Annotated in this window: 23 protein-coding genes and 1 tRNA gene; 12 read left to right on the top strand and 12 right to left on the bottom strand. The window is 71.3% G+C overall.

Going from position 1 to position 22,027, the window contains the following annotated elements; genetic code table 11:
• The first annotated feature begins 4 nt into the window (after positions 1-4).
• Positions 5-568: an ATP-binding protein gene (locus BLV39_RS36655; protein ID WP_204082675.1), complete on the top strand. Its 564-nt coding sequence runs from the start codon at positions 5-7 to the stop codon at positions 566-568.
• A gap of 47 nt (positions 569-615) precedes the next feature.
• Here BLV39_RS36655 and BLV39_RS36660 read toward each other — a convergent pair whose 3' ends face one another.
• The 3 genes from BLV39_RS36660 to BLV39_RS43350 form a co-directional block, all read right to left on the bottom strand.
• Positions 616-1,458, bottom strand: a complete 843-nt coding sequence (locus tag BLV39_RS36660; RefSeq protein WP_090802607.1) for a hypothetical protein — start codon at positions 1,456-1,458, stop codon at positions 616-618.
• A 265-nt stretch (positions 1,459-1,723) separates the two neighbouring features.
• Positions 1,724-3,853, bottom strand: a complete 2,130-nt coding sequence (locus tag BLV39_RS36665) for a hypothetical protein (protein WP_090802610.1) — start codon at positions 3,851-3,853, stop codon at positions 1,724-1,726.
• A gap of 25 nt (positions 3,854-3,878) precedes the next feature.
• Positions 3,879-4,008 (bottom strand) — tRNA-OTHER (locus tag BLV39_RS43350).
• Between the two features lie 81 nt (positions 4,009-4,089).
• Here BLV39_RS43350 and BLV39_RS36670 point away from each other — a divergent pair.
• A complete protein-coding gene (locus BLV39_RS36670; protein WP_090802613.1) occupies positions 4,090-4,380 on the top strand; it encodes a hypothetical protein in 291 nt (96 codons plus the stop codon).
• A gap of 74 nt (positions 4,381-4,454) precedes the next feature.
• Here the strand turns inward: BLV39_RS36670 and BLV39_RS36675 are convergent, their stop codons facing one another.
• Positions 4,455-5,123 (bottom strand): L,D-transpeptidase family protein, encoded by a 669-nt coding sequence (locus tag BLV39_RS36675; protein ID WP_143050047.1) that lies wholly within the window; start codon positions 5,121-5,123, stop codon positions 4,455-4,457.
• 352 nt (positions 5,124-5,475) lie between these two features.
• Between BLV39_RS36675 and BLV39_RS36680 the strand changes: the two genes are divergently transcribed.
• Positions 5,476-6,537: a hypothetical protein gene (locus tag BLV39_RS36680; protein WP_090802619.1), complete on the top strand. Its 1,062-nt coding sequence runs from the start codon at positions 5,476-5,478 to the stop codon at positions 6,535-6,537.
• 64 nt (positions 6,538-6,601) lie between these two features.
• Positions 6,602-7,093 carry a hypothetical protein gene (locus tag BLV39_RS36685; protein WP_090802622.1) on the top strand — a complete coding sequence of 164 codons (492 nt, stop codon included), beginning with the start codon at positions 6,602-6,604 and terminating at the stop codon, positions 7,091-7,093.
• Here the strand turns inward: BLV39_RS36685 and BLV39_RS36690 are convergent.
• Complete coding sequence (locus tag BLV39_RS36690; protein ID WP_176985252.1) at positions 7,085-9,826, bottom strand: AfsR/SARP family transcriptional regulator; 2,742 nt, start codon at positions 9,824-9,826, stop codon at positions 7,085-7,087. The two genes, BLV39_RS36685 and BLV39_RS36690, sit on opposite strands and share 9 nt — an antisense overlap.
• 145 nt (positions 9,827-9,971) lie before the next feature.
• On the opposite strand from BLV39_RS36690, the gene BLV39_RS36695 reads away from it, so the two are divergent.
• On the top strand, positions 9,972-10,370 hold the full coding sequence (locus tag BLV39_RS36695) for a hypothetical protein (RefSeq protein ID WP_090802628.1): 399 nt from the start codon (positions 9,972-9,974) through the stop codon (positions 10,368-10,370).
• Positions 10,367-10,561 carry a helix-turn-helix transcriptional regulator gene (locus tag BLV39_RS36700; RefSeq protein ID WP_090802630.1) on the top strand — a complete coding sequence of 65 codons (195 nt, stop codon included), beginning with the start codon at positions 10,367-10,369 and terminating at the stop codon, positions 10,559-10,561. Before BLV39_RS36695 ends, BLV39_RS36700 begins: the two co-directional genes overlap by 4 nt.
• 38 nt (positions 10,562-10,599) lie before the next feature.
• On the opposite strand, the gene BLV39_RS36705 is transcribed toward BLV39_RS36700, so the two are convergent.
• Positions 10,600-11,472 carry a tetratricopeptide repeat protein gene (locus tag BLV39_RS36705; RefSeq protein WP_090802633.1) on the bottom strand — a complete coding sequence of 291 codons (873 nt, stop codon included), beginning with the start codon at positions 11,470-11,472 and terminating at the stop codon, positions 10,600-10,602.
• A 193-nt stretch (positions 11,473-11,665) separates the two neighbouring features.
• Between BLV39_RS36705 and BLV39_RS36710 the strand changes: the two genes are divergently transcribed.
• Entirely contained in the window at positions 11,666-12,226 is a 561-nt protein-coding gene (locus BLV39_RS36710) for a DoxX family membrane protein (RefSeq protein WP_090802636.1), read from the top strand.
• On the opposite strand, the gene BLV39_RS36715 is transcribed toward BLV39_RS36710, so the two are convergent.
• Positions 12,219-13,100 (bottom strand): universal stress protein, encoded by an 882-nt coding sequence (locus BLV39_RS36715; RefSeq protein ID WP_176985253.1) that lies wholly within the window; start codon positions 13,098-13,100, stop codon positions 12,219-12,221. The genes BLV39_RS36710 and BLV39_RS36715 overlap by 8 nt on opposite strands.
• A gap of 161 nt (positions 13,101-13,261) precedes the next feature.
• On the opposite strand from BLV39_RS36715, the gene BLV39_RS36720 reads away from it, so the two are divergent.
• From BLV39_RS36720 to BLV39_RS36730, 3 genes are all read left to right on the top strand, one after another.
• A complete protein-coding gene (locus BLV39_RS36720; RefSeq protein ID WP_090802917.1) occupies positions 13,262-14,245 on the top strand; it encodes an Acg family FMN-binding oxidoreductase in 984 nt (327 codons plus the stop codon).
• Between the two features lie 61 nt (positions 14,246-14,306).
• Positions 14,307-16,088 carry a sensor histidine kinase gene (locus BLV39_RS36725; RefSeq protein WP_090802641.1) on the top strand — a complete coding sequence of 594 codons (1,782 nt, stop codon included), beginning with the start codon at positions 14,307-14,309 and terminating at the stop codon, positions 16,086-16,088.
• A gap of 49 nt (positions 16,089-16,137) precedes the next feature.
• Entirely contained in the window at positions 16,138-16,569 is a 432-nt protein-coding gene (locus tag BLV39_RS36730; RefSeq protein WP_204082674.1) for a pyridoxamine 5'-phosphate oxidase family protein, read from the top strand.
• Here BLV39_RS36730 and BLV39_RS36735 read toward each other — a convergent pair.
• Complete coding sequence (locus tag BLV39_RS36735) at positions 16,553-17,536, bottom strand: Acg family FMN-binding oxidoreductase (RefSeq protein ID WP_373315234.1); 984 nt, start codon at positions 17,534-17,536, stop codon at positions 16,553-16,555. The two genes, BLV39_RS36730 and BLV39_RS36735, sit on opposite strands and share 17 nt — an antisense overlap.
• Before the next feature lie 132 nt (positions 17,537-17,668).
• On the opposite strand from BLV39_RS36735, the gene BLV39_RS36740 reads away from it, so the two are divergent.
• Complete coding sequence (locus tag BLV39_RS36740) at positions 17,669-18,307, top strand: response regulator (protein WP_090802644.1); 639 nt, start codon at positions 17,669-17,671, stop codon at positions 18,305-18,307.
• Here the strand turns inward: BLV39_RS36740 and BLV39_RS36745 are convergent, their stop codons facing one another.
• On the bottom strand, positions 18,308-18,595 hold the full coding sequence (locus BLV39_RS36745) for an STAS domain-containing protein (RefSeq protein ID WP_090802647.1): 288 nt from the start codon (positions 18,593-18,595) through the stop codon (positions 18,308-18,310). It lies immediately after the preceding gene.
• A gap of 188 nt (positions 18,596-18,783) precedes the next feature.
• Between BLV39_RS36745 and BLV39_RS36750 the strand changes: the two genes are divergently transcribed.
• Positions 18,784-19,224, top strand: a complete 441-nt coding sequence (locus BLV39_RS36750; RefSeq protein ID WP_176985254.1) for a universal stress protein — start codon at positions 18,784-18,786, stop codon at positions 19,222-19,224.
• Between the two features lie 39 nt (positions 19,225-19,263).
• Here BLV39_RS36750 and BLV39_RS36755 read toward each other — a convergent pair whose 3' ends face one another.
• The 3 genes from BLV39_RS36755 to BLV39_RS36765 all read right to left on the bottom strand — a co-directional run bounded on the left by BLV39_RS36755 (position 19,264) and on the right by BLV39_RS36765 (position 21,930).
• Positions 19,264-20,097: a DUF4097 family beta strand repeat-containing protein gene (locus BLV39_RS36755; protein ID WP_090802653.1), complete on the bottom strand. Its 834-nt coding sequence runs from the start codon at positions 20,095-20,097 to the stop codon at positions 19,264-19,266.
• Between the two features lie 107 nt (positions 20,098-20,204).
• Positions 20,205-21,440: a sialidase family protein gene (locus tag BLV39_RS36760; RefSeq protein WP_090802656.1), complete on the bottom strand. Its 1,236-nt coding sequence runs from the start codon at positions 21,438-21,440 to the stop codon at positions 20,205-20,207.
• Complete coding sequence (locus BLV39_RS36765) at positions 21,433-21,930, bottom strand: RNA polymerase sigma factor (protein WP_239083507.1); 498 nt, start codon at positions 21,928-21,930, stop codon at positions 21,433-21,435. The genes BLV39_RS36760 and BLV39_RS36765 overlap by 8 nt, the downstream gene beginning before the upstream one ends.
• Between the last annotated feature and the right edge of the window lie 97 nt (positions 21,931-22,027).

Here is a 22,027-nt window from a genome sequence, read left to right on the forward strand (position 1 = left end):
GGTGGTGTCGCGACTCGTCCACCTGAACGGCCCGCCCGGCATCGGGAAGTCCACGCTGTCCGCGCGCTACGCGGACCGGACGCCCGGGGTGCTGAACCTCGATGTCGACGCCGTGCACCGCCTGGTCGGCGGGTGGCAGGACGACGAGAACCGGACCTGGGACATCGTCTGGCCTCTGGTACGGGCGATGGCCGCGACCCACCTGGCCGGCGGCCGCGATGTCGTCCTGCCCCAGTACCTGGCCCGGCTCTCCGAGATCACCGCGTTCGAGGATCTCGCCCGCGAGCACGGGGCTTCCTTCCTCGAGGTCGTGCTGCTCGACGACCGGGCGGCGTCGATCGAGCGCTTCGAGCGCCGGGCCGACGAGGACGACGACCCGTGGGTCCGCCACCACCACCGCCTGGTCAGGTCGCGCGGCGGGCCGGTCCTTCTCGGGACCATGTACGACGACCTGCTCGAGCTCGTCCACCTGCGCCCGGACGCCGTGGTGGTGCCCAGCGCGGCGGGGGCGGTGGAGGAGACCTACGAGCTCCTGGCCGAGGTCCTGGGCGGACAGGCGCGACGTTGAGTCCCACCGCGCTGGGTTGACGCCCCGCGCGGTGGGACTCTGACGGGTCAGGACAAGCTCTGCGGTGCCTTGCTGCGGACCTTTGCCGGCCCCGTCGGCGACGGCATGGTGACCAGGTGCGCGGTCACCATGCCGTCGGGGGTGACCGACCACAGGTCCGGCACGCCGTCGGCGTTGATGTCGGTGGCCTGCAGGGTCGAGAGGTTCGTCCCGGCGTTCCAGCCGTTGGCGATCAGGTGCGGGGTGAACGCGAGCGAGCCCGTCCCGTCCTGGTGGTCGGTGAACGACAGGCCCTGCCAGAGGTAGAGGGCACCGGTCTGCTGGTTCCAGAGGTACATCGCGGTGCCGGAGGGCAGGAGCGTGGTCGCGATCGTCCAGTTCGCCCAGTCGGCGCCGCCGGTCGGCGTCGGCGTGTCCAACTGGACCGTGGCGACGAAGGCGCCGATGCCGTCCAGGCTGGGGTAGTAGGTGAGGAAGTCGCTGCTGATACCGATGAGGTCCGGGTAGCCGAAGCCGCTGTGGGACGCGTCGTACGGGTTGGCGAGTTGGCTCGGGTCGTTGCCGTTCGGGTCCGTCAGCATGCCGGCGAACATGGTGCGCTGGTTGCCACTGCGCACGTCGAGGGCAGAGCCGTCGACGCTGCCGTTGATGATGACGGCGTCGCCGTTGTTTCGCCGGTAGACCAGCACGTCCTGAGAGTTGCTGCCGGTGAACCGTCCGGTCAGGACCTGGGTGTCGTTGTAGTCGTCGGGTCCGGAGTCGGTGCCGGTGCCGATGCCGTTGACGCCGATGTTCGCGGCCGGTACGCGTACGCGGCCGTTCCTGGTCGCGGCTCCGCCGGCCAGCCATAGGCCGCTGGCCAGACCGGCGGTGTTGCCGGCGGTCGGCACCGCCGGGCGCGATCGCCTGCACGGAGAGATCAGTGGTGCGGCCGGTCGGGGTCACCGTGATCGTGGCGTCCGCGACGATCGACAGATCGAAGATCACCGGCGGACCTGGAAGCGACCGTAGTGGATCGGCGCAAATATCCTAACTAGAGCGATGAGAGCCGAGGAGAGCGCGGGCGCTAGGACAGCCACATCCCCCGCTTGCGCGAAGGTTCCCGAGTTGAACGGGAACAGGAGGAAGCGCCTGCATGGCCTCGGCTTTCACCGCTCAGGCCGGGATGAGCTCGCTGAGCCGGTGCAAGGTGAACGTCTCCGATCCGTCGGGCAGACCCTCCGGTGCCTCGATGCCGATGAAGGTGACCGGCTCGTCCGGCGGTTCGCCGTTCCACGTGCGGACCTCGGCCCGCGCGCGCCACCTGTCGACCAGATAGGACACGGTGAGGTACTGCCGCTCCAGCATCGCGCGTACCAGGGAAGCCGTTGAAACGGTGTTGTGCTCCACCCGGTTGAACGACGGCCAGCCCTGGAGGTAAAGGTGCAGCCACACGGCCTGCCAGTCGTGCTCGCGCCGCGTGAACACCATCGGCAGCGCGATCCGGCCCCGGCCGCGCAGGTGCGAGCGCGCCCGCACGGTCCGGGCCTCGAACGGGGCGCCGCGCTGGTCCTCGGTGCGGGTCTGGTAGCCGAACATCGACTCCGCGACCTCGTCGAACCCCTCTCCTGAATAGACGTTGACCTGGGGAACCACGTACCGCGCCGGGATGGTGAGGGGCACGTCGATGAACTCGGTCGCGCCCTTCTTCGCGTCGGTGATGTCGCCGGAGTGCACCACGTCGCCGTGGTGGTAGTTCGTCCAGGACACCTGGCCGGCGCTGTCGAACTGGTCGTCGAGCAGCAGCACCGACAGGTCGTGGTCGGTGCGACGGCCGGTCTGGCGCCAGTAGGTGAAGAAGCGCAGCAGCTCACCGGACACCGGGGCTCGCGAGCCCCGCGGCAGCACCGCGAACCCGCCTTCGGCCGCCTTGCCGGACAGCGGCAGCGCGACGTCGAGCACCGCCGGGTCCACGACCAACGGTCGCGTCGGGTCCGGCAGCCGAGCGGCGATCTCGGCGTCGAGCCGCGACGCGAGCTCCGCCACCAGGTCGGCCGGGAGCGGTCGGCGCCCGTCCGGCCCCACCCACGCCCGCCGCGCGCGGCTCGCGTACACCCGGGCCGGCGCGGGCGTCAGCCGGTTGGCGACGTGTTCCCGCAGTGAGCAGAGCACCCGGCCGGACGCCGACCCGAGCGCGCTCGTGACCGCTTCGACCACATCGGACTGTTCGGCCGGCGATGCCAGTCGCAGCAGCCGGTCCGCGGACCGCAGGAGCAGCCCCGGGGAGCCCGACAGCACCGTCGCGGCCGGGCCGATGGATCCGGCGCGGACGGCCGCCTCGGCGCGGCCCGCGAGGCTGCGCACCTTGCGCTCGCCGCGCGCGACCGTGAACACCTGCTGTGCGTGCGGCCACTGGTCGTACTCGTGCGGGTGCAGCCGTTCGCCCAGCCGCTTCCACCGCTCCGCGTACCGCGCGATGTCCCCAAGCTTGTTGGGGGTCGCCACCTCGTTCAGCGCGGCCAGCAGGACGCGCCGCTCGGGACGGCGAAAGGCACGAAAGCGCGTGGGCGCGGCGAGTGAGACGTCTCCGCCGGAGGCCTGGCAGGCGAGGCGCAGGACGTCGGTCGTCGAGTCCACGGCCACCAGCGGACGGCCGAGGACGAGCCGGATGCCGTTGAGCACGGCGCGGTTCTCCCGCACCGGGATCTCGGCCGGCTGGTCGCCGTCCGCGCAGGAGAGGGCGAGCTCGCTGAGGATAGCGAGGTCCGCCTCACCGTGTGGCGTCGCGCTGCCGGCCAGGGCCAGGTAGAGCCGCGTGGCTTCGACGTCGGCGCTGTCGCCGAGGTGCAGCACGGTGACCCGGTCGCCGGCCGTGCTGACCAGCGCGTCGTGCGCGGCCAGCAGCTCGGCGTGCGTGTGCCGGTAGACGCCGTACCCCGGCAGGTCGAGCAGGTTGACCGCCGCCAGGGCGGTCGCCTCGCCGGCGCCGGTGAGCACGGCCGCCCGCAGCCGATCGGCCCAGAACTCGACGGTGTCCGGCACGTCGTGCGGGAAGCCGATGAAATAGGCGTTGTGCTGGACGTGGTCGCCGACCAGCTCGCGCACCGCGGACACGACCGTGGCGGCGAGGTCCATCGCCGGCCCGGTGGCCAGGGCGCCGATGTGCTCAAGCAGAGCCCGCGAGGCCGAGAACCCGACGTCGAGCAGTGCCGCGTCGAGCTGGCGGGCCACGGGCGTGCCGTCGCCGGCCTCGCCACCGCTCGCCGGCACGCGCAAGGTCTTCGCGATGATGAGCTTCTCGAGCACGCCGACCTCCGATTCGATGAATAAGGGGGCCGCCGGGGATTCGAACCCCGAACCCTTCGATCCCAGAGATGAAGGAAGCGCCTCCATGTGCCCGCACAGGGCGGGGAGCGGACGCGCTAATCAGCCGAATGCTCTGCCAGTTGAGCTAGCGACCCCGACGACGATCTTCACACGCTCCGACGCGGCAGGGCCATCGAGTTTCGGCGCCGCGGCGGGTGCGCTGATCGGAGGTACGCGTGCGGATCGCCGCGCTCGTGGAGCAACTCGCCAGTGGCGTGCAAGAAGACCGGGAAGCCGCCCGAGACCGGCTGATCGCGCACGGGAAAGCGGCTGTCGAGCCGGTGCTGCGTGCGCTCTGCGACGAGGCGATCGCGTCGAACCCGCAGCTTCTGAAGGAGGCGGCGGAGCCCTACCTGCCGGCGCTACTCAGGCTTCTCGGTTGCGGCGTTGGGTGGGGCCAACCGTCGCTCAAGAAGCGCGCGGGCGGCGTCGCGGGCGTTCTGCGCCGGCACATGCTTTCGCTGTGACGGGTGTCCGAATTCGTCCATCGTTCGCGGGAACAGGTCGGCGGCCGAGACCGCGTCCGTTCGGTTCAGGCGGGTCAGTAGCGGTCGAGGTTCTGGCTCGGCGCCATCACGATGCGGGGGTTGGCGTCCGGGTCGAGCCACTCCAGCACGCGCAGGAGGTTGGTCTGCGTCAGCGAGACGCAGCCGGCGGTGGCGCCGCTGCCCATGACGTGCAGGAAGATGCCGCTGCCGCGGGCCGGGGTGGCCACCTTCACGGGGATGTTGTAGTTGATGACCGCGAAGTAGTTGTACTGCGGGACTTCCTCCCACAACGCCTCGCTGAAACCGCCCGGGTCGTTGCCGTGTTCGAAGCTGTTGTACGCGGCCGAGTCGGGGTTCTCGTTCCACCAGTCGTCGGTCACCAGCTTGTGGTACTTGTACTTGACGCCGGGGTCCGCCCGCACACCGTACATTGTGGATCCGAAGCTGTAGACCCCCGTCGGCGTGGTGGCGACGCCTTCCTCGTGGTTCTCGCTGAATCCCTTGGAGCCGATCCGCGCGCTCATCTTGCCGAACTTCGCGCGCCACACGCCGTTCGTCTTCTCGAACGTCTCCATGGACGCGTAGCTCGTGCCGTACCCGCTGTTGTAGACGACGACCACCTGTCGGGTGCTGGCCGGAAGGGTGCGCAGCCGGGACGCGAGGTTGCTCATGGTCTGGGGCGGCTTCTTGGTCGCCCGCACCGACGGCAACGGCGAAGGCACGCGGGACCGACCCAAACCCACCGAAGCCGGCGCGGTGGCGGCGACCGGAGCGTCCGGCACGGCGGTGCGGCCCGGGTCCGCGCAGGACGTCAGCCCGAGGGCAGCTATCAGCGCTACCGCGATTGCACCGAACGCAGACCGCCGGATTGTCGTCCGCAAGCTACTCCTCGAAGGGTCGTACGGGGCCCATCGCCGATGGGGAGGAAGAACGTGAAGATTTTATGGCGGCGGTGTGCTCTGGTCGCTGTCGGGGGCCGCACCCGCCGCGGATCGAAGCCCTAGCATGAGGTTCGTGGCCCCAGGTTTCGACAGTCTTCAGTCCCTCGTCGGCGTCCGAGGAGGCGGGGACAGGGTGGAGGTCGACTTCGGTGCCGGTCCGCGTCGACTGCCCCGTTCCATCGAGGTCCTGAACCTCACGGCTGCCGGTGGGCTGGTGCCGGCGGCGGGTCGGATCGACTGGACACAGCTGTCGGCGTTGCCCGCGTTGCGCACGGTCGAGTGGTCGGGCCCTGACCGCGGACTCGTCGACGCGCTCGCCACCCGCTCCGATATCGGGTTCCTGGAGTGGCACGACGCAGTCGGCGAGGTGGACCTCAGGAGCACAGGGCTCGACACGGTGCGGCTTTACGGCAGTGCGTTTGACAGCCTACGTCTGCCCGCGTCAATCCGGACACTGCTGCTTCGCAGGCCATCGGCATCGCTCCGCGTCGAGGCGGCGGACCTGGGGGAGTGGCTGGACCTGCGATTGTTCCCCTATGGCGGCGCCCTCTCGGTGCCAACGGGATTGACTCGGGTGCCGACGCTGTGGCTGTGGGTGGGCGCGGAGGTGTCGGCGCGGGCGCTGTCCGGTCTGACGAACCTGCGGGACCTGCGGCTCACCTTCGAATCGCCGCCCGGCGTGGTGTCGGACCTCGCCGATCTCGGCCGGCACCAGCGGCTGCACCACCTGCGCATGGATGACGCCTACGGTCTGGACCCGGCTGCGTTGCCGGAGCTGTCGTCGCTGCGTGGCCTGTCGACCCACGGGACCAGACACACGATTGCCCAAGCGCTCGAGGCGCGCTTCGAGGGCGAGCCGGTCGAGCTGAGCATCACAGGCGCGAAGTCGGAGGCCTGGCTCGCCGACTACCTCGACAACCCGTTCCGGGACTGGGTGGAGGAGTCGGAGCCATTCGCCCGGGCCGCCTGTGAGGCGTACCTGGAGGCGGTGCGATCGATCGAGTCGGTCGCACCCGACGCCGAGCGGGTGCTCCGCGATTTCGTTGCCCGGCTCAACGCGATCGACGAGGAGCACGAGCTGATCGACACGTTCTATCGCGAGCAGGCAGGGGACGCGTTCGACGCGCTCGCCCAGCGCCTCGGGGTGCCCGGGCCGGTGGCCGGCGACTGGTTCGACGAGACCCGCGAGTTCTGATCGCCACAACAGTTCCACAACCGGCCACGCCTAGAAAGAGAGCCTCGACCTAGGAGGCGATGGGATGGGCAAGGCTGTGGTGGCCGCGATCGCGGTGGGCATGGTGGCGTCGTTCGTGCAGGCCCAGCCCGGTCTGCCGGATACGCCGGTGTGTAACCGACACCTGTCGGTCGATGACGTCAGCGGCTACGAGGGCGACGCCCCGGCCCGGGTCTACACCGAGTTCGTGTTCCATGTGACGAGCAGCGGCTGCGGCGCGCCCATGGAGGTGCCGTTCGAGGTCAGCCCGATCGACAGCACCGACTTCTTCGACATGGTGCCGCGGTTCGGCTTCATCCGGTTCGGCGCGGGTGACCTCGAGCCGAAGGAGATCACCGTGCAGGTCAGGCCCGACAACGCGCCCGAGCACGACGAGATCTTCGCCGTCTGGATCAAGCCTCCGGCTGCCCCCGGTGCGGTGATCGACAAGTGCGTCGGCGGCGGAAAGATCCTCAACGACGACTTCGGTGTCGTGCTCTCGCCCAAGATCGGCTCCCGCCTGCACTGCTCAGAGTGAGAGGCGGTGCAACTGGGCGCGGGCGCGGTCGGCCGTGTGCTCGTCGGACAGGTCGTCGGCGATGGCCGCCGCCTCGTCCAGCGGCTTGCCGGCCTCGGCTTCCCGCCCGGCGTCGATCAGGGTCGCTCCGAGCTCGACCAGCGTGCGCGCCTCGTAGCGCCGGTTGCCCGCCGCCCGGCGCAGCGCCAGCGCGGCCGTGAACGCCTCCAGGGCCGCCTCCAGCGCGCCGGTCGCGCGGTGCGTCTCGCCGATGCCGTGCTGGATCGCGGCTTCGAGGCGCCGGTCGTCCGCGTCCCGCGCGAGCAGCAGGCCGCGGTGCAGGTGGTGCAGGCTCTCGTCCGGCTGCCCGACGCGGGCATAGAGGTGGCCCAGGTTGTTCAGGGCGAGGATCGCGCCGAGGGTGTGCGAGTTGGCGACGTGCACGGTGTGCGCCTCGTGGCAGGCGCCGATCGCCTCCTCGAACCGGCCTAGCTCGCCGAGGGCCGCCGCCAGGTTGTTGTACGCGTGCCCGATCCCGCGCAGGTCGCCGGCCGCCGCCATCAGGCGCAGCGCCTCGCGGAGGTGGTCGAGGGCGGCCTCGTACTGGCGGGCGGCGATGTGGGCCACCCCGAGCCCGCTGCGCATCAGCCCCTCGACGACCGGGTCGCCCGCCCGTTGCGCCGCCGCCAGTCCCAGCCGGTTGATCGCGACCCGGCTGTCGGAGTGGCCGCGTGACTCGAAGTAGCCGCTGAACAGGTAGCTGAGCTGCCATACCACGCGATCGTGACCGCGTCGCAGGGCGAATGCCGCCACGGGTACGAGGTTGTCGCGCTCACCGTCGAGGAACGCCAGCACCTCGTCCGGGTCGGCGCCGAACGGCAGTTCGCGGGGTGGATGCAGCGGCGTGGCGACGACCCGGTCCCGGCCCCGGTCGAGCACGCGGTTGGCGGCCTCGGCGACGGCCAGGTACCAGTCGAGCAGTCGCCCGACCGCGGCTTCTGACTCGGAGTCGTCGGCCGCGCATTCGACGGCGTACCGCCGCATCAGGTCGTGGAAGCGGTAGCGACCGACCGCGACCTCGTTGAGCAGGTGCGCGGCGGCCAGCTCGTCGACGCCGCGCCGGCCGCGCCCGTGCGTGTCGTCGACGATCGCGGCAGCCAGCCACGACGAGACCGTGCCACCCGGATGCAGCCCGACGAGGCGGAACATCCGCGCGGCCGGGTCGCTCAGCGCCTGGTAGGCACTCGCGAACACTGTCCGGACGCTGCGCGCGTCACCGTCGACGGACAGCGCGTCGAGCCCACCCTGGTCCAGCTCGGCCACGAGCTCGGCGATCGGTTGGCGCGGACGGCCGGCCAGGCGTGCGCCGGCGACCCGCAGGGCGATGGGGATCCGTCCGCACAACTCGACCAGCCGGTCCGTCGCGGCGGGCTCGGCGGCCACGCGTTCGCTCCCGAGGACCCGGCCGAGCAGCGCCCGGGCGTCGCCGGGTCCGAGCGCGTCCAGCTCCACGTGCAGGACGCTGTGGTACGCGGACGCGGCGGCGAGCCGGTGCCGGCTGGTGACCAGGATCCGGCTGTGCGGGGAGTTGGGCACCAGGGGCAGGACATGGTCGGCGGTGCCGGCGTTGTCGAGGACGATCAGCGCCTTGCGGTCGTGGATCAGCGCTCGGTAGTGGGCGACCCGCTGTTCGACCGAGACCGGGAGCCGGTCGGGTGGCACGCCGAGTCCGTCGAGCACCCGCGCGATCACCTCGCCGGGGGTCAGCGCCGTCTCCGGGTCGTGGCCGCGCAGGTCGACGAACACGATGCCGTCGGGGAAGTGCGCGGACACCTCGTGCGCCCACTCCACGGCCAGCGCGGTCTTTCCGATGCCGGCGGATCCGCGCACCACCATGATTTGCGTTGTCCCTCCGGCCAGCCAGTGGCGAAGGGCGTCGAGCTCGACGGTACGGCCGGCGAAATGCCCGACGCGCGGTGGCAGCCCGGCCGCGGTGGGGGTGTTCCTGCCCAGTTCGCCGCGCAGGATCGCGGCGTGCAGGTCGTTGACCCGGTGGCTGGGGTCGACGCCGAACTCCGCGGCGAGATGGTTGCTGAGCCGGCGGTAGCGGTCGAGGGCGTCGACATGGCGTCCACAGTGGAACAGTGCGCGCATGAGCAGCTCGACGAGGCGTTCGCGGGTCGGGTGGATGGTGGCGAGGCGTTCGAGCTCGGGTACGGCCTCGGGGTGCCGCCCCAGCCGCAGGTTGGCGTCCCAAAGGTCCTCGATCGCCGTGAGCCGGATCTCCGCCAGCCGCTCCGTCTCGGCCCGTCCCCAGCCGTCGGGCTCGCCGTCCGCCAACGCGTCGCCGCGCCACCAGGCCAGGCTTTCGGTGAGCAGCGCCGCGGCCTGCTCGGGCTCATCGGGAAGACAGGCGCGGGCGGCGCGTACGCCGTCTTCGAACCGATGGGCGTCGACCTCGGCGCGGGGGAGTTCGAGCTGGTAGCCGGGCTCTTTGGTGAGCAGGACCCCGGGCAGGCCACAGGACTCGAGCGCCTGGCGTACGCGGGAGACGTGGCTGTGCAGGGTGCGTACCGCCGTCCGGGGCGGGTCCTCGCCCCAGAGCGCGTCGACCAACCGGGAGCGGGGGACGACCGTGCCGACGCCGAGTGCGAGGAGGGCGAGCAGGGTGCGTTGCCGGGCACCGACGAGTGCGGCCGGTCCGGCCGGGCCGTCGACGGTGACCGGGCCGAGCACGCGCACCCAGGGTGACACGCCAACACCCTCGCACGGGGGCGGTGCTGCCGGGCCGAACTGCATGCAAGTAGACAATCAATGTCGATGTAAAGGACACTTGACACCGCCCGCGGCGCCCCTTAGCGTGTCAAGTAGACTTGACATCGCTTCGAAGGAGGCGCTCGTGTCCGCACTCACGGAGCTCAAGGCGACCGCTCGGCTCGCGCTCTGGACGCTCGCCTGGGTGGCCACCGTGGCCCTGGCCAAGTTCGGCCCCCGACACGTGTGGGATCCGCCGCAGCAGGCGGCGAGTTGGGCCGCGATCGCCGTCAACGTTGCCGTCGGAGTCGGCTGGATCGTCGCCTTCACGCGCTTTCTCCGCGCGCTCGACGAGCTGCAGCGAAAGATCATGCAGGATGCCCTGGCGGCCGCGTTGGGCGTGGGATGGGTCCTCTGGTTCGCCTACGTCGTGGCCGACCAGGCAGATCTGGCGACCGCCGACCTCAATGTCGCCGTCCTGCCCGTGGTCGTGGCGGTCGTCTTCGTGGTGGCGCTCGCCGTGGGCAAGATTCGATACCGATGAAGAACCGCATCACCGACCTTCGCGCCGAACGCGGCTGGACGCAGTTGTCCCTCGCTCAACAGGCCGGTGTGTCCAGGCAGACGATCAACGCCATCGAGACCGGGAAGTTCGACCCCAGCCTTCCCCTCGCTTTCCGTCTCGCCAAACTCTTCGACACGCGGATCGAAGAGCTCTTCCTCGACGAACAGTGACGCGGGCGGGTCCAGGCGTCGCCCGGACCCCCCGCAGCTCAGGCCGCGAGGTGCAGGCCCCGCCAGCCGCGGCGGTCGGGTGCGGCGGTGCGCCAGGCGTCGAGGATCTCGTGGGCGCGGGGCTCGGGTGCGGCGATGAGGACGACCTGCTGGCCCGCTTCGGTCGCCCGTTCGACCTCGATCGACTCCTGGCTGCAACACGCGCACAGCAGTTGGGCGCTGTTGGTCGGCTCGGCGCCGAAGTCGGCCTCCTCGAACGCGACCAGGAGCGCTTCGAGGTCGTCGGCCGTGGTGGCGGTGACCGTGACCGACAGGGTGGCCACGTCGGAGGGCTCGAACAGCATGATCTCGTCGAACACGGCGAAGCGCGTGCCCGCCACGATTCGCTCGCCGTTGGGCGCACCGTCGTGCAGGACGACCTCGCCGCGGCGGCGACTGGTGTCGAAGGGGACGCTGCGCACTACCGCGCGGGTCGGGCACAACCGCTGGGCCCACACCACTTCCTGACCGGTCGCGGTGTTGATGCGTACACACGTCATGCCCAGGTTGGCGACGATCTCGCCGTCGCCGTCCGGGAGGTTGATGCCGTAGGCGATCCAGGAGTCGCGGGCGGTCGCCCAGTCCCGCAGCATGGTCGCGGCGATGCCGAGGTTCCAGAACGCGGGGTCCTGCGCGCCGCGCGTGGCGCGGGCGGCGGCCTCCTTGCCCAGGTCGTACGCCTCCTGCCAGTTGCCGAGGAACTTGTGGGCGAGGGCAGCGTCGAACCAGAGCTTGTCGGCACCGCGTGCGTCGGGATCGACCCGGACGGCGGCCTCCATCAGCTCGGCGGCACGCGGCCAGTCCTCGGCGTCCCAGGCCTGGTAGGCCTCCTTGACGAGGTCCTCGCGCGAACGATCACTGGACGGACTCATGGGAGGCAGGCTAGATCATCGGTGGTTGGTGCGGCCCAACCGCATCCCGGCAGAGGCGAAAGTCCCGGTGGCCGGGTGACCGTGGTCCTGTGCGGGTGTGGACCACCGGCACTGCTCCGCAGGCGGACAGGAGGGTGGAATCGATGTGGGTCCAGACAGGACCCGCAGACGGGACGAAAGGACGTGGAGCGCCATGACCGCGATGGCAGAGCGGCACACCGCGCGGACGACCGTTCAGGAGGTCACCGGCAGGTCGACCGGGACAACCGCCCAGCAGGCGGCGCGCTACGTGTGGGCGGGCGTTCGCCTGGCTCTCGCGTACACCTTCCTGTGGGCCTTCCTGGACAAGGTCTTCGGCTTCGGCTTCGCCACCCCGAGCGAGCGTTCATGGCTCAACGGCGGCAGCCCGACGAAGGGGTTCCTCAGCGGCTCGGAGGGGCCGTTCGCGGGCCTCTACCACCACCTCGCCGGCACGGGATTCGCCAACTGGGCGTTCATGCTCGGCCTGCTGGGCATCGGCCTGGCGCTCGCCCTCGGCATCGGCATGCGGATCGCCGCCGCCTCGGGTGCCCTGCTTTACGTCATGATGTGGTCGGTCGCACTTCCTCCGGAGGCCAACCCGTTCCTGGACGAGCACCTGATCCTGGCCACAGTCCTGGTAGGACTCGCGCTCGTCGGCGCCGGACGCACGCTGGGTTTCGGCGGACAATGGGAGAAGCTGCCGATCGTGCAGCGGCTGCCCTGGCTCAAGTGACCGCGGCGCGTTGTCGTTCATGGGTGACCATTACCGGGCAGCGTGCGTGGCGCAACAGGTGCGGGCCGACCGAGCCGTGCAGTGCGCCGGTCACCCGACCTCGGCCGTGGCTGCCGACGACGACGGCCAGGGCGTCTCGGGACTGTTCGACCAGGGCGCCGGCCGCGCTGCCGTGCACGACGGCGGTGTCGACCCGCACGGTCGGATATCTCTGGCGCCACGGTCGCAGGTCGCCGGCCAGTCGGTCCGCGGTCGCCTGGTCGAGGTCGCCAACGGCATGCACCAGCGACTGGTATCCGTAGCCGAGTGGGGGCGTTGGCGGATAGTAGGCACGCACGGCGAGCAGGGGAGCGTGGCGCTCGTCGGCGAGCCGGAAACCGACTGCCAACGCCCCTCGCGCCGGCTCGGAGCCGTCGCTGCCGACGACCACGGGCCCGGCGTGCACACCCTCGCGGACCATGGCGACCGCGCACGGCGCACGGCTGGCGACCTGTTGGCACACGGAGCCGAGCAGGAGGCTGGCGAACCCGCCGTGGCCGCGGCTCCCCACGACCAACATCCCTGCCCCGCCGGCCGCGTTCAGCAACGCCGGGACGGCCCAGCCGACCACCTGCTGCGGGCGGACGTCAAGATCGCGGTCAACCCTCCGCGCCGCGTCGGCCCCGGCATCGAGGATGGCGTCGACCTGTTCGGGATGGAGCCCGGGCTCACCCCCGAAGCGCGGGCCGGTGTCGTGCGCGAGCAGCACACGCAGTGGAACCTCGCGCAGGGCAGCCTCTTCGGCGGCCCACCTGACCGCCGCGGTCGCGCACGGCGACCCGTCGGTTCCGACGACGATCTCCCGGTTGTCCACGGTGTGCGCAACTGTTGACACGGGCACCTCTGACACCGCCTCCCCGGACCGCTGGTCACACCTCAACCAAAACGCGCCCGGTCGGCCCGGGTCAGGGCCATCCGGCCCGCTGGCCAGGTGCCGGACGGCCCTGCCCGGGACGCCGCCACCGCGGTTGCCTGGAGTTAGGAAGGACAAAGATGATGTCGCGCATCGCTGACCCCATCGCGGTCGTGCTCGCGGAGGCCGCCAACGTCGCCGGCTACGCGCCGTCGATCCACAACACCCAACCGTGGCGTTGGCGGGTGCTGCCCGACCGGCTCCTGCTGTTCGCGGACCGCGGCCGGCAGCTCACCGCCACCGACCCGGACGGAGAGCTGCTGCTGCTGAGCTGCGGCACGGCGCTGCAGCACGCCCGTCTGGCGCTCTGTGCCGCGGGCTGGGACACGACGGTGCGCTATCTGCCCGACCCCGCGTGCCCGGACCTGCTGGCCGAGATCATCCCGTGCGATCGGGCCGAGGTCACTCCGCGGGCGATGCGCATGGTGCAGGCGATGAGGACCCGGCATACCGATCGCCGGCCCGTGTCCGACGAGGCGCTGCCCTCGGACACCACGCACGCGTTGGCCGCTGCCGCCGCGGGGTCGGCGCGGCTGCACGTGCTGACCGCCGACCAGGTCCTCGAGCTGGCCGCCGCGGCATATCGGGCCGGCGAGATCGAGGCGGACGATCCGCAGATCCGGTCCGAGCTCGCCTACTGGACCGGCAGATCCGCGCCGGAGGGCACCGGACTGCCGCAGGACGTACTGCTGGCGGGCGCTCCCCGAACGACGGTGCCGGCGCGGGACTTCGGAACGCCGGGCACGCTGCCGATCGGGCCTGGTCACGACCGGCACGCACGGTACGCGTTGCTCTACGGCGACGACGACCAGCCGGCCTCGTGGCTGCGCGCCGGTGAGGCGCTGGGCGCGGTGTGGCTCGTCGCGGTCGGGAAGGGCGTCTCTCTGGTGCCGCTCAGCGGTGCCATCGAGGTGACGACCACCCGGGAGACACTGCGCCGGATGCTCGCGGGCGTCGGCCGGCCGTACCTGGTCATCCGGCTCGGTGTCGCGGACGCCGCGCCGCCGCGCACGCCGCGGATGCCGGCGAGCCAGACCGTCGACCTGTCCGCGGTCGACCCGGGCTGACCGGATCAATGCGCGGCGCGAGGTCGCTAGGCTGAGATGATCGGGGTTAAGGAGCCTAGCGATGCCTGGACCAGCCGAGCCTGACGAGAAAGCGGGCATCCAGCGCGAACGCGGCGATAGCTCGCTGACATTTCCCGACGCACCGCGGCTCGAGCTCGACCAGCTCCTCGGGCAGTTGGTCGACCGGGCGCAGGAGGTGATGTCCACCCAGGGGCGGCTTCGCGGGCTGCTGCACGCGAACCAGCTCATCATCGGCGATCTCGCTCTCCCGGCCGTGCTTCGGCGCATCGTCGAGGCCGCCCGCGAGCTTGCCGGCGCCCGCTACGCGGCGCTGGGCGTCGTATCGCCCACGGGTGGACTGGCCGAGTTCATCCACAGTGGAATGCCCGCAGACGCGGTGGAGGTCATCGGTCATCTTCCCCAGGGCAAGGGCCTGCTGGGTGCGCTGATCGACGACCCGCGACCGATCCGCCTCGAGGACATCGGCGACGACCCGCGCTCGGCGGGGTTCCCGGCCGGGCATCCACCGATGCACAGCTTCCTCGGCGTGCCGATCCGCGTCCGCGACGAGGTCTTCGGCAACCTGTATCTGGCCGAGAGCGCGGCCGGCGCGTTCACCGCCGAGGACGAGGAACTGGTCAGGGCGCTCGCCGCGACGGCCGCGGTCGCGATCGACAACGCCCGCCTCTACGCCTCCGCACAACTGCGGGGCGAATGGCTGCAGGCGTCGGCCGCCATCACCCGTCAGGTTCTGGCGACCGAGGGCTCGCCCATCCTTCCGCTTCGGCGCATCGCCGAGCGCACCATGGAGGTGGCGAAGGCCGATCTGGTGACGGTCGTGCTCCCGAACCCCGATGACGAAGACGAGTTGCGGATCGAAGTGGCCGTCGGCCTCGCCGCCGTCCCGCTCACCGGCACGCGCGTGCCGGCGCGGGGCACCTTGTCCGGTGAGGTGTTCGCGTCCGGTCGGCCGCTGCGGTTGGCCAACCCGGGTGAGGGCGGCGCGAGCGTGTCGCCGACGGCCGAGGTGGTCGACATCGGACCGGTCCTCGCGGTGCCGCTGCACGGCTCCGCACGCGTCCACGGTGTGCTGTGGACCGCACGAGCGCCGGGCCGGGCGCTGTTCACCGCCGACGACGTCGACATGGCCGCGAGCTTCGCCAACCAGGCGGCGCTGGCCATCGAGCTTGCCGAGGCACGCGCCGAACAGCAGCGCGTGGCGATGCTCCACGAGCGCGAACGGATCGCGGCCGACCTGCACGACCACGTCATCCAACGGCTGTTCGCCGCCGGTCTATCCTTGCAGGGCGCCGCGGTGCAGATCGGCGCCGGCCCCGACGCCGACCGCATCGTGCAGGTCATCGACGACCTCGACACCACCATCAGCCAGATCCGGACCACGATCTTCCAGCTCCAACGCCAACCCGGTGCCCTGGCGGGCGGCGTCCGTGGCCGTTTGCTCGATGTCGCGACCCAGGTCGCACCGGCGCTCGGGTTCGAGGCCGGCGTCCGCTTCAGCGGCGTCATCGAAAGCCAGGTGCCCGACGATCTTGCCGACGACCTCGAGGCGGTCCTGCGCGAAGCGCTCACCAACGTGGCACGCCACGCGGACGCCCGGTCGGCCGAGGTCGAGTTCACCGTCACGGCCGACGCCGTGACGCTCGAGATCCGCGACGACGGACGCGGGATCGGCGAGACCACCCGGGTCAGCGGCCTGGGCAACCTGCGGGTACGTGCGGAACGCCGGGGCGGCACCCTGGCGGTCATGGCCGGTCGGCCGTCCGGCACCCGGCTGGTCTGGTCGGTCCCGTTGGCGGGTCCCGGGTCGACCGGCGACAACTGAGGACCTTTGGCCCTGACCGCGCGCGCCCGCCATCCGCGACCGTGAGGCGGTGGACGCCATACCTGCCGGACCCGGAGCCGACCGGAACCTCGCCGAGTTGAGCCGCACCGAGTGCCTGCGGCTCATCGCGACCGGGTCGGTGGGTCGCGTCGTCTTCACGGAGGGAGCGCTGCCCGCGGCGCACCCGGTCAACTATCTGTTGGACGGCGAAGAGGTGGTGTTCCGCACCGGCGGCGGCGGCAAGCTCGCCGCCGCCACCCTGCGCAACATCGTCGCCTTCCAGGTCGACGACATTCGCGCCGGCGCGCGGACCGGCTGGAGCGTGCTCGGAGTCGGCGAGGCTTACGAGGTCGTCGACGCACTGCGACTAGGGTCGCTCGCACCACGGATGCCAGAGCCCTGGTCCGAGTCCGCAGTGGACGGACACCTCATCGCCATTCCCCTGCACCGGCTCACCGGCCGCGTCACCCGGGGTCGATGACGGAGGCCGCCGGCCGTCTCAGACTGGGATATCCGGGATGCCCGTAACCGATGCGGAGCACCATCTGCGGTGCGCCGTGGCGGCCCAGCGCCGAGCGCAGCCGTTCCCGAGCCGCCGGCACCTCGATGGGCTGGGACAGCATCGAGACGGCCAGGCCCGCGTCCGTCGCGGTCAGCAGCACCCGCTCGAGCGCCTGTCCTGCCCTCACCTGGTCGCTGTCGCGATCGCCGAGCGAGCCGAGCACCGCCACCAACGGTTCGGGTTCGTAGTCGCGCCCGGGCGGACGGGTGCGACCGCCGAACGCGCGCATCGGCAGCAGGTCCTGCGGCTCCGGTGCGTATCCCGCGGCGCGGACAGACACCCCGTCGGGTGCGAGCTCCGCTCTCCGCCATCGGTCGAGCTCATCCGCGTACGCCCGATCGCGGTGCAGCACCCGGTTCGCGGCGTTGACGACCTCGGCGAGCGCGTTGACCGCGCTGGTCCCGATGATCAGATCAAGCCAGCCGCCTTCGGCTCGTGCGGCCTCCAGGAGCCGAGACCGCAGATCGGCCGGCACGACCTCGGCGCTGAACGGCATGCGGTTGCTGTGCCGGCGCGCGATGGCGGCGCACAACGCCCGCTCGGCGCCGGAGGCGGGGCGCGGATCGTCCGGCAGCAGTTGGGCAACCACGTCGCGGTCCCGGCTGAGCGGTTGGACGAGCACCGCGGCGGGTTTCCCGAGGGCGGCCAGCGCCATCCGCAGGTTGAAGACGGCCGCGCCGCAACTGACGCGACCCGCCCAGTCGCGCGCGGGGATGTCGGGAAGCCGGCTCAGGTCGAGGCGGACCTCGATCGTGCCGCCGGAGAGGCGGAAGCGCCACGGTTGGCTGTTGTGCATCGACGGCGCCCGAATGGCCAGCTCGACCGCGGCCGACAGGTCGTCCGTGGTGTAGCCGGTTGTCGTCGGCGCTATGTTCGTCGGCTTCACGGGTGGCCCCCTCTGGTTGTCCCGCCACCGATCGTCTTCTGCCGGGCGTTTCCCGGGCAGGGGCAGAGGTCCCGAGGTCGCGGGCCGGCCGGCGTTGATGCACCGGGACCTCTCTGAGGTGCAGAATGAGTTGTGATTCGCGTGTACCTGCTCGACGACCACGAGGTCGTCCGTCGCGGCCTGACGGACCTGTTGCAGAGCCACGGCGACATCGAGGTGATCGGCGAGGCCGGGCTCGCCCGAGAAGCCGCCGCGCGCATCCCGGCGCTCCGGCCGGATGTCATGATCCTCGATGCGCGGCTGCCGGACGGCAGCGGCATCGACGTCTGTCGTGACGTCCGAGCCGTCGACCCGTCCATCAAGGCGCTGATCCTCACCTCGTACGAAGACGACGAGGCGCTGTTCGCGGCCATCATGGCCGGTGCGTCGGGATACGTGCTCAAGCAGGTCCGCGGCACGGACCTGGTCGACGGGGTCAGGCGGGTCGCCGCCGGTCAGTCGATGCTCGACCCGGCGGTCACGCAGCGGGTCCTGGACCGCATCCGCAGCGGCGTGGAGCAGCCACAGGAGCTCAAGGCGCTCACCGACCAGGAACGGCGGATCCTGGAGCACATCGCCGAAGGGCGCACCAACCGGGAGATCGCCGCCGAGATGTTCCTGGCCGAGAAGACGGTGAAGAACTACGTCTCCAGTCTGCTGGCCAAGCTCGGCCTCGAGCGCCGCACCCAGGCCGCGGTGCTGGCCACCCGGCTGCTGCGCAAGAACCCGTGACTACGCGACACCGGCGGCCTGGCGTAACGCGGGTGCGCCGGCCCGCACCGTGAGTTGGCGGCCGGCGGCGCCGGCGTCGTTCGTGGCTCTGCGCAGCACCGCGAGCGCGGCCGGCGACAGCCGGCCGACGTCGGTCACGTCGACCACGATGGGACCGCGGGAACGCATGATCGACGCCATCGCGATCGCGTCGCCCAGCGTCTCGGTGCGATCGGTTTCGACGTTGCCATGAACGGTGAGGGTCGTCGTGTGGCGGTGGACCTCGCAGGTAAAGCTGAGCTCGGTCATAACCCAACGCTGCCGCGTCGGCGTGCCTTTCCCGTAGGGCCGAAAGTCCCGATCGGCGGCACATGAGGCGCGTCAGCATCACTGGTCACGGCCGGCGGCCCACTGGTCCCGTGGGGACATGACCAATGCCGGTGGCAGCCGCACGGCCCGGTGGGCGACGCTCGACAAGGAAGATTGGAGTGGTCGTCATGACGATCCTTGTCGGGTACGACGGCTCAGCCGGTGCGCGGGCGGCGGTCACGCTGGCGCTCGAAGAGGCGCGGCGGTGGACCTGTCGCGTGCGGCTCGTCGACGTCTTCGAGTGGCCGGTGCGCGTCGGGCCGGCTACCACGCGGCCGCAGAGTTGGCCGCGGACCGAGGCCTACCGCGGCGCCGAACGCACTCTGGCGCGGGCGGTGTCCGCGCTCGCCGACGCGAACCCGGACGTGCCGGTCGACGGATTGGTGGTCGAGGGACCGCCAGCTGCGATGTTGTCCGATCTGTCCTCCGGCGTGCGGCTTGTGGTCGTCGGATCCGGGGGCAGCGGCCTGCGAGGCCGGCCGGGATCGACGACCCGTCACCTGCTGCGCCACGCGCTCTGCCCGGTGCTCGTCGTCCCCGAGACGGACGGCAACGCCACGACGGCCTGAGCGCGGCAACGGTGTGCCGCGCTCAGGGGTCGAAGTGCTTCATACCGCGCGACGGATGACGATGTCGCCGTGGCGGGTGCGGGCGTGGACCGAGACCTTGCCGTCCGACGGCGAGGGGTCGGACTGTCCCGAGACCGAGTCGCGCACCGACGCCCGCTCGCTCCGCACGTCGACGTCGGCCGTGGCGCCCTCGCTGATGCCGACCTCGATGGTGCCCGAGCCGTTCGTCAGGTTCGCGTGTCCGTTCGTCATCCGGCCGATCCGGATGGCGCCACTGGCGGTCCCGGCGGTGACGTTGCCGTCGGCGCGGTCGATGTCGAAGTCGCAGCTCGCACTGCTGAGCTCGAGGTCGCCGGCGGCGTGGCCGATCCAGGCCTGGCCGCCCGAGTTCGAGAACTTCACGGTCTGCCCGACCGAGCCGATCCGCATCGTGAACGCTCCGCCGTCGATGTCGGCGCCGCCCGTGATGCGGTCGACCGCGACCTCACCGGACGCGACGTTCGCCCGCAGCGTCTCCACGCGGTCGAGCTGGACCCGACCCGACGCCATGTGCACCTCGCAACCGCCCAACGACCCGGCGGCGTGTACGTCCGAGTGTGCGAGATAAGCCCGCAAGCTCGACCCCGCGGGCAGGTCGATGGTGATGGCCACCGAACCGGACTTGTCGCCGGAGGCCGTGGTCTTGACGGACAAGCGGCCGTTGGCGAAGTCGACCGAGGTCTTCTCGGCCACCTTGACGTCCTTGCGGTTCGCCGCGTCGATGGGTGCGACGACCACGGAGGCGTCGGTGCGGTCGCTGGCGGTGACCCGCACGCGGGCACCGGCGACCTCGACGATGGCGGCGATCGGGTTCGGGGTGGCGAAGGTCGGCATGACTGGCTCCTCTGGTCGGTCGGCTCGCTCTCGGCGGGCCATGCGACAACCATCGGCGCCAGTCCTGCCACCGACCTGACACGGTGTTGACACGGCCACTGACACGCCTACAAACGGAGCACCGGCGTCTCCAACCTCGTCCACGACCGGCCGTCGTCCGACACCGACATGCCGAACTGGCTCCACAGGCTCACCGCCAGGTAGCCACCGCCGTACACAGGGACGATCCGCGCGTACGGCGGCGGGGCGTCGCGTACCTCGCGGACCGTTCGGCCGTCACTGGTATGGAACAACCTCTCCCGCGCGGACAGGTACGCGCCGCCGTCGGCCGTCCCGTAGATCGTGTTCTGGCCGACCTCCACGGGAACTTCGGTGCCGTCGTCCCACGTCCGGCCGCCGTCATCGCTGCGGAAGACGCGCTGCGCGTACGCCGAGCTCGACTGGTACAGCGCGTACACCCGCTTGCTGTTCGCCACCGTGACGTCGCTGAACACGTCGTCCTTCGGCAGCTTGCGGACGCTCCAGGTGCGGCCGCCGTCGCGGCTGACGGCCAGCGACTTACCCACGTACCGCAGCTTGCCGCGTTTGCCCGTCGGTTCCGTCCCGGTGTAGCCGAACAGCCATCGCTCGGACGGCTCCGCCGGGGTGGCGAGCACCCGCGCCTCCAGGATCGGCAACGCCACGCTGGCGAGGTCGCCGGTGCGCGGGTCGAGGCCGATCAGCCGGTCCCGCACCACCTCGATCGACACCCAGTCGGCGGGCAGTTCCGCGACCTCGGCGACCGGGGCCGGGCGCCACATGCGACCCGCGTTCGTACTGGTCGAGTAGTCCGCCGTGCGGTCGCCACGCGCATCCGGGCGCCCGCGGACGACCGCGACCACGGTCTCGCCGGCCGCCGCGACGACGAACCGGGAGGCGTTGATCTTTCCGCCCGGCATCACGGCCGACGTCCAGGTGCGGCCCCGGTCCGCGGTGGCGGCGATCAGGTCGACGCACTGCGACCGGCAGTCGCGCACGGGGACATAGAGGTGGTCAAGGTCGCCGGCGACCGCGTAGCTGGTCACGGAGATCTGGGGGATCGGGCTGCGGCCGGGCACCGGGTTCTGGGCGAAATGCTCCAGTGCGTACGGGCTGCCGGTCGGCTCCGGTCGGGGCTGGTCGGCGCCGCCGAAGCTGCCGGTCGCGAGACCGCCACCGGCGGCGACCACCAGGGCGACCGCGGCCGCGCCGAACGCCGCCAGGAACCGGCGCTTGCGGGCGGCCTTGGCCACCACGTCGTCCCAGTCGGGCCGGAACGCCTGCCGGCCGGACTCGACCAGTCCGGCGAAGTCTGGTTCACGCACGGGTCGCCTCCCGGTCGGTGAGGGCCACCGCGAGGGCTCGGCGGCCCCGCAACAGCCTGGTTTTGACCGCTTCCACGCTGCAGCCCAGCGCGCTGGCCACCTCCGCGACCGGCTGGTCCGCGATGTAGTGCAGCACCACCGCCTCACGCACGACCCTCGGCAGGGTCTGCAGTTCCGCGACCAGCGCGACGTGGTCGGGGGACAGCGGCGGAGCGACCTCGTCCCGGGGCAGTCGCCCCGTGCGGACCAGGCGGTCGAAGAGCGCCCGTCTGCGGTGCCGCGAGCGCGCGACGTTCATCGCCACCGTCCGCAGCCACGCTTCGGGGTTGTCGACCCCGCGTAGCCGAGCCGGTCGCGCGAGCACGCGCGCGAACGCCTCGTGCACGGCATCCTGCGCCTCGGCATAGTCCCCGGTCAGGCCGAACATCTGGGCCGTGAGCCGGGGCGCCGCGACGCGGTAGAGCTCGTGCAGGTCGACATCGCCGTCCACCGTCACCTCCGTCAGTCACCCATACGACCTGCGGCACGCTGGGGAGGTGACATCACGATCTTCCCGAACACTGAACGACGGCTGACGCGGGGTTCCG

The sequence above is a fragment of the Asanoa ishikariensis genome, assembly GCF_900107455.1.
Lineage (GTDB): Bacteria > Actinomycetota > Actinomycetes > Mycobacteriales > Micromonosporaceae > Asanoa > Asanoa ishikariensis.

Bases quoted from the DNA above. Each gene is read 5' to 3' on its own strand.
- BLV39_RS36700 (WP_090802630.1), top strand. From the start codon at position 10,367: ATGAAGAACCGCATCACCGACCTTCGCGCCGAACGCGGCTGGACGCAG.
- BLV39_RS36755 (WP_090802653.1), bottom strand. From the start codon at position 20,097: ATGCCGACCTTCGCCACCCCGAACCCGATCGCCGCCATCGTCGAGGTC.
- BLV39_RS36745 (WP_090802647.1), bottom strand. From the start codon at position 18,595: ATGACCGAGCTCAGCTTTACCTGCGAGGTCCACCGCCACACGACGACC.
- BLV39_RS36750 (WP_176985254.1), top strand. From the start codon at position 18,784: ATGACGATCCTTGTCGGGTACGACGGCTCAGCCGGTGCGCGGGCGGCG.
- BLV39_RS36705 (WP_090802633.1), bottom strand. From the start codon at position 11,472: ATGAGTCCGTCCAGTGATCGTTCGCGCGAGGACCTCGTCAAGGAGGCC.
- BLV39_RS36720 (WP_090802917.1), top strand. From the start codon at position 13,262: ATGTCGCGCATCGCTGACCCCATCGCGGTCGTGCTCGCGGAGGCCGCC.
- BLV39_RS36685 (WP_090802622.1), top strand. From the start codon at position 6,602: ATGGGCAAGGCTGTGGTGGCCGCGATCGCGGTGGGCATGGTGGCGTCG.
- BLV39_RS36725 (WP_090802641.1), top strand. From the start codon at position 14,307: ATGCCTGGACCAGCCGAGCCTGACGAGAAAGCGGGCATCCAGCGCGAA.
- BLV39_RS36710 (WP_090802636.1), top strand. From the start codon at position 11,666: ATGACCGCGATGGCAGAGCGGCACACCGCGCGGACGACCGTTCAGGAG.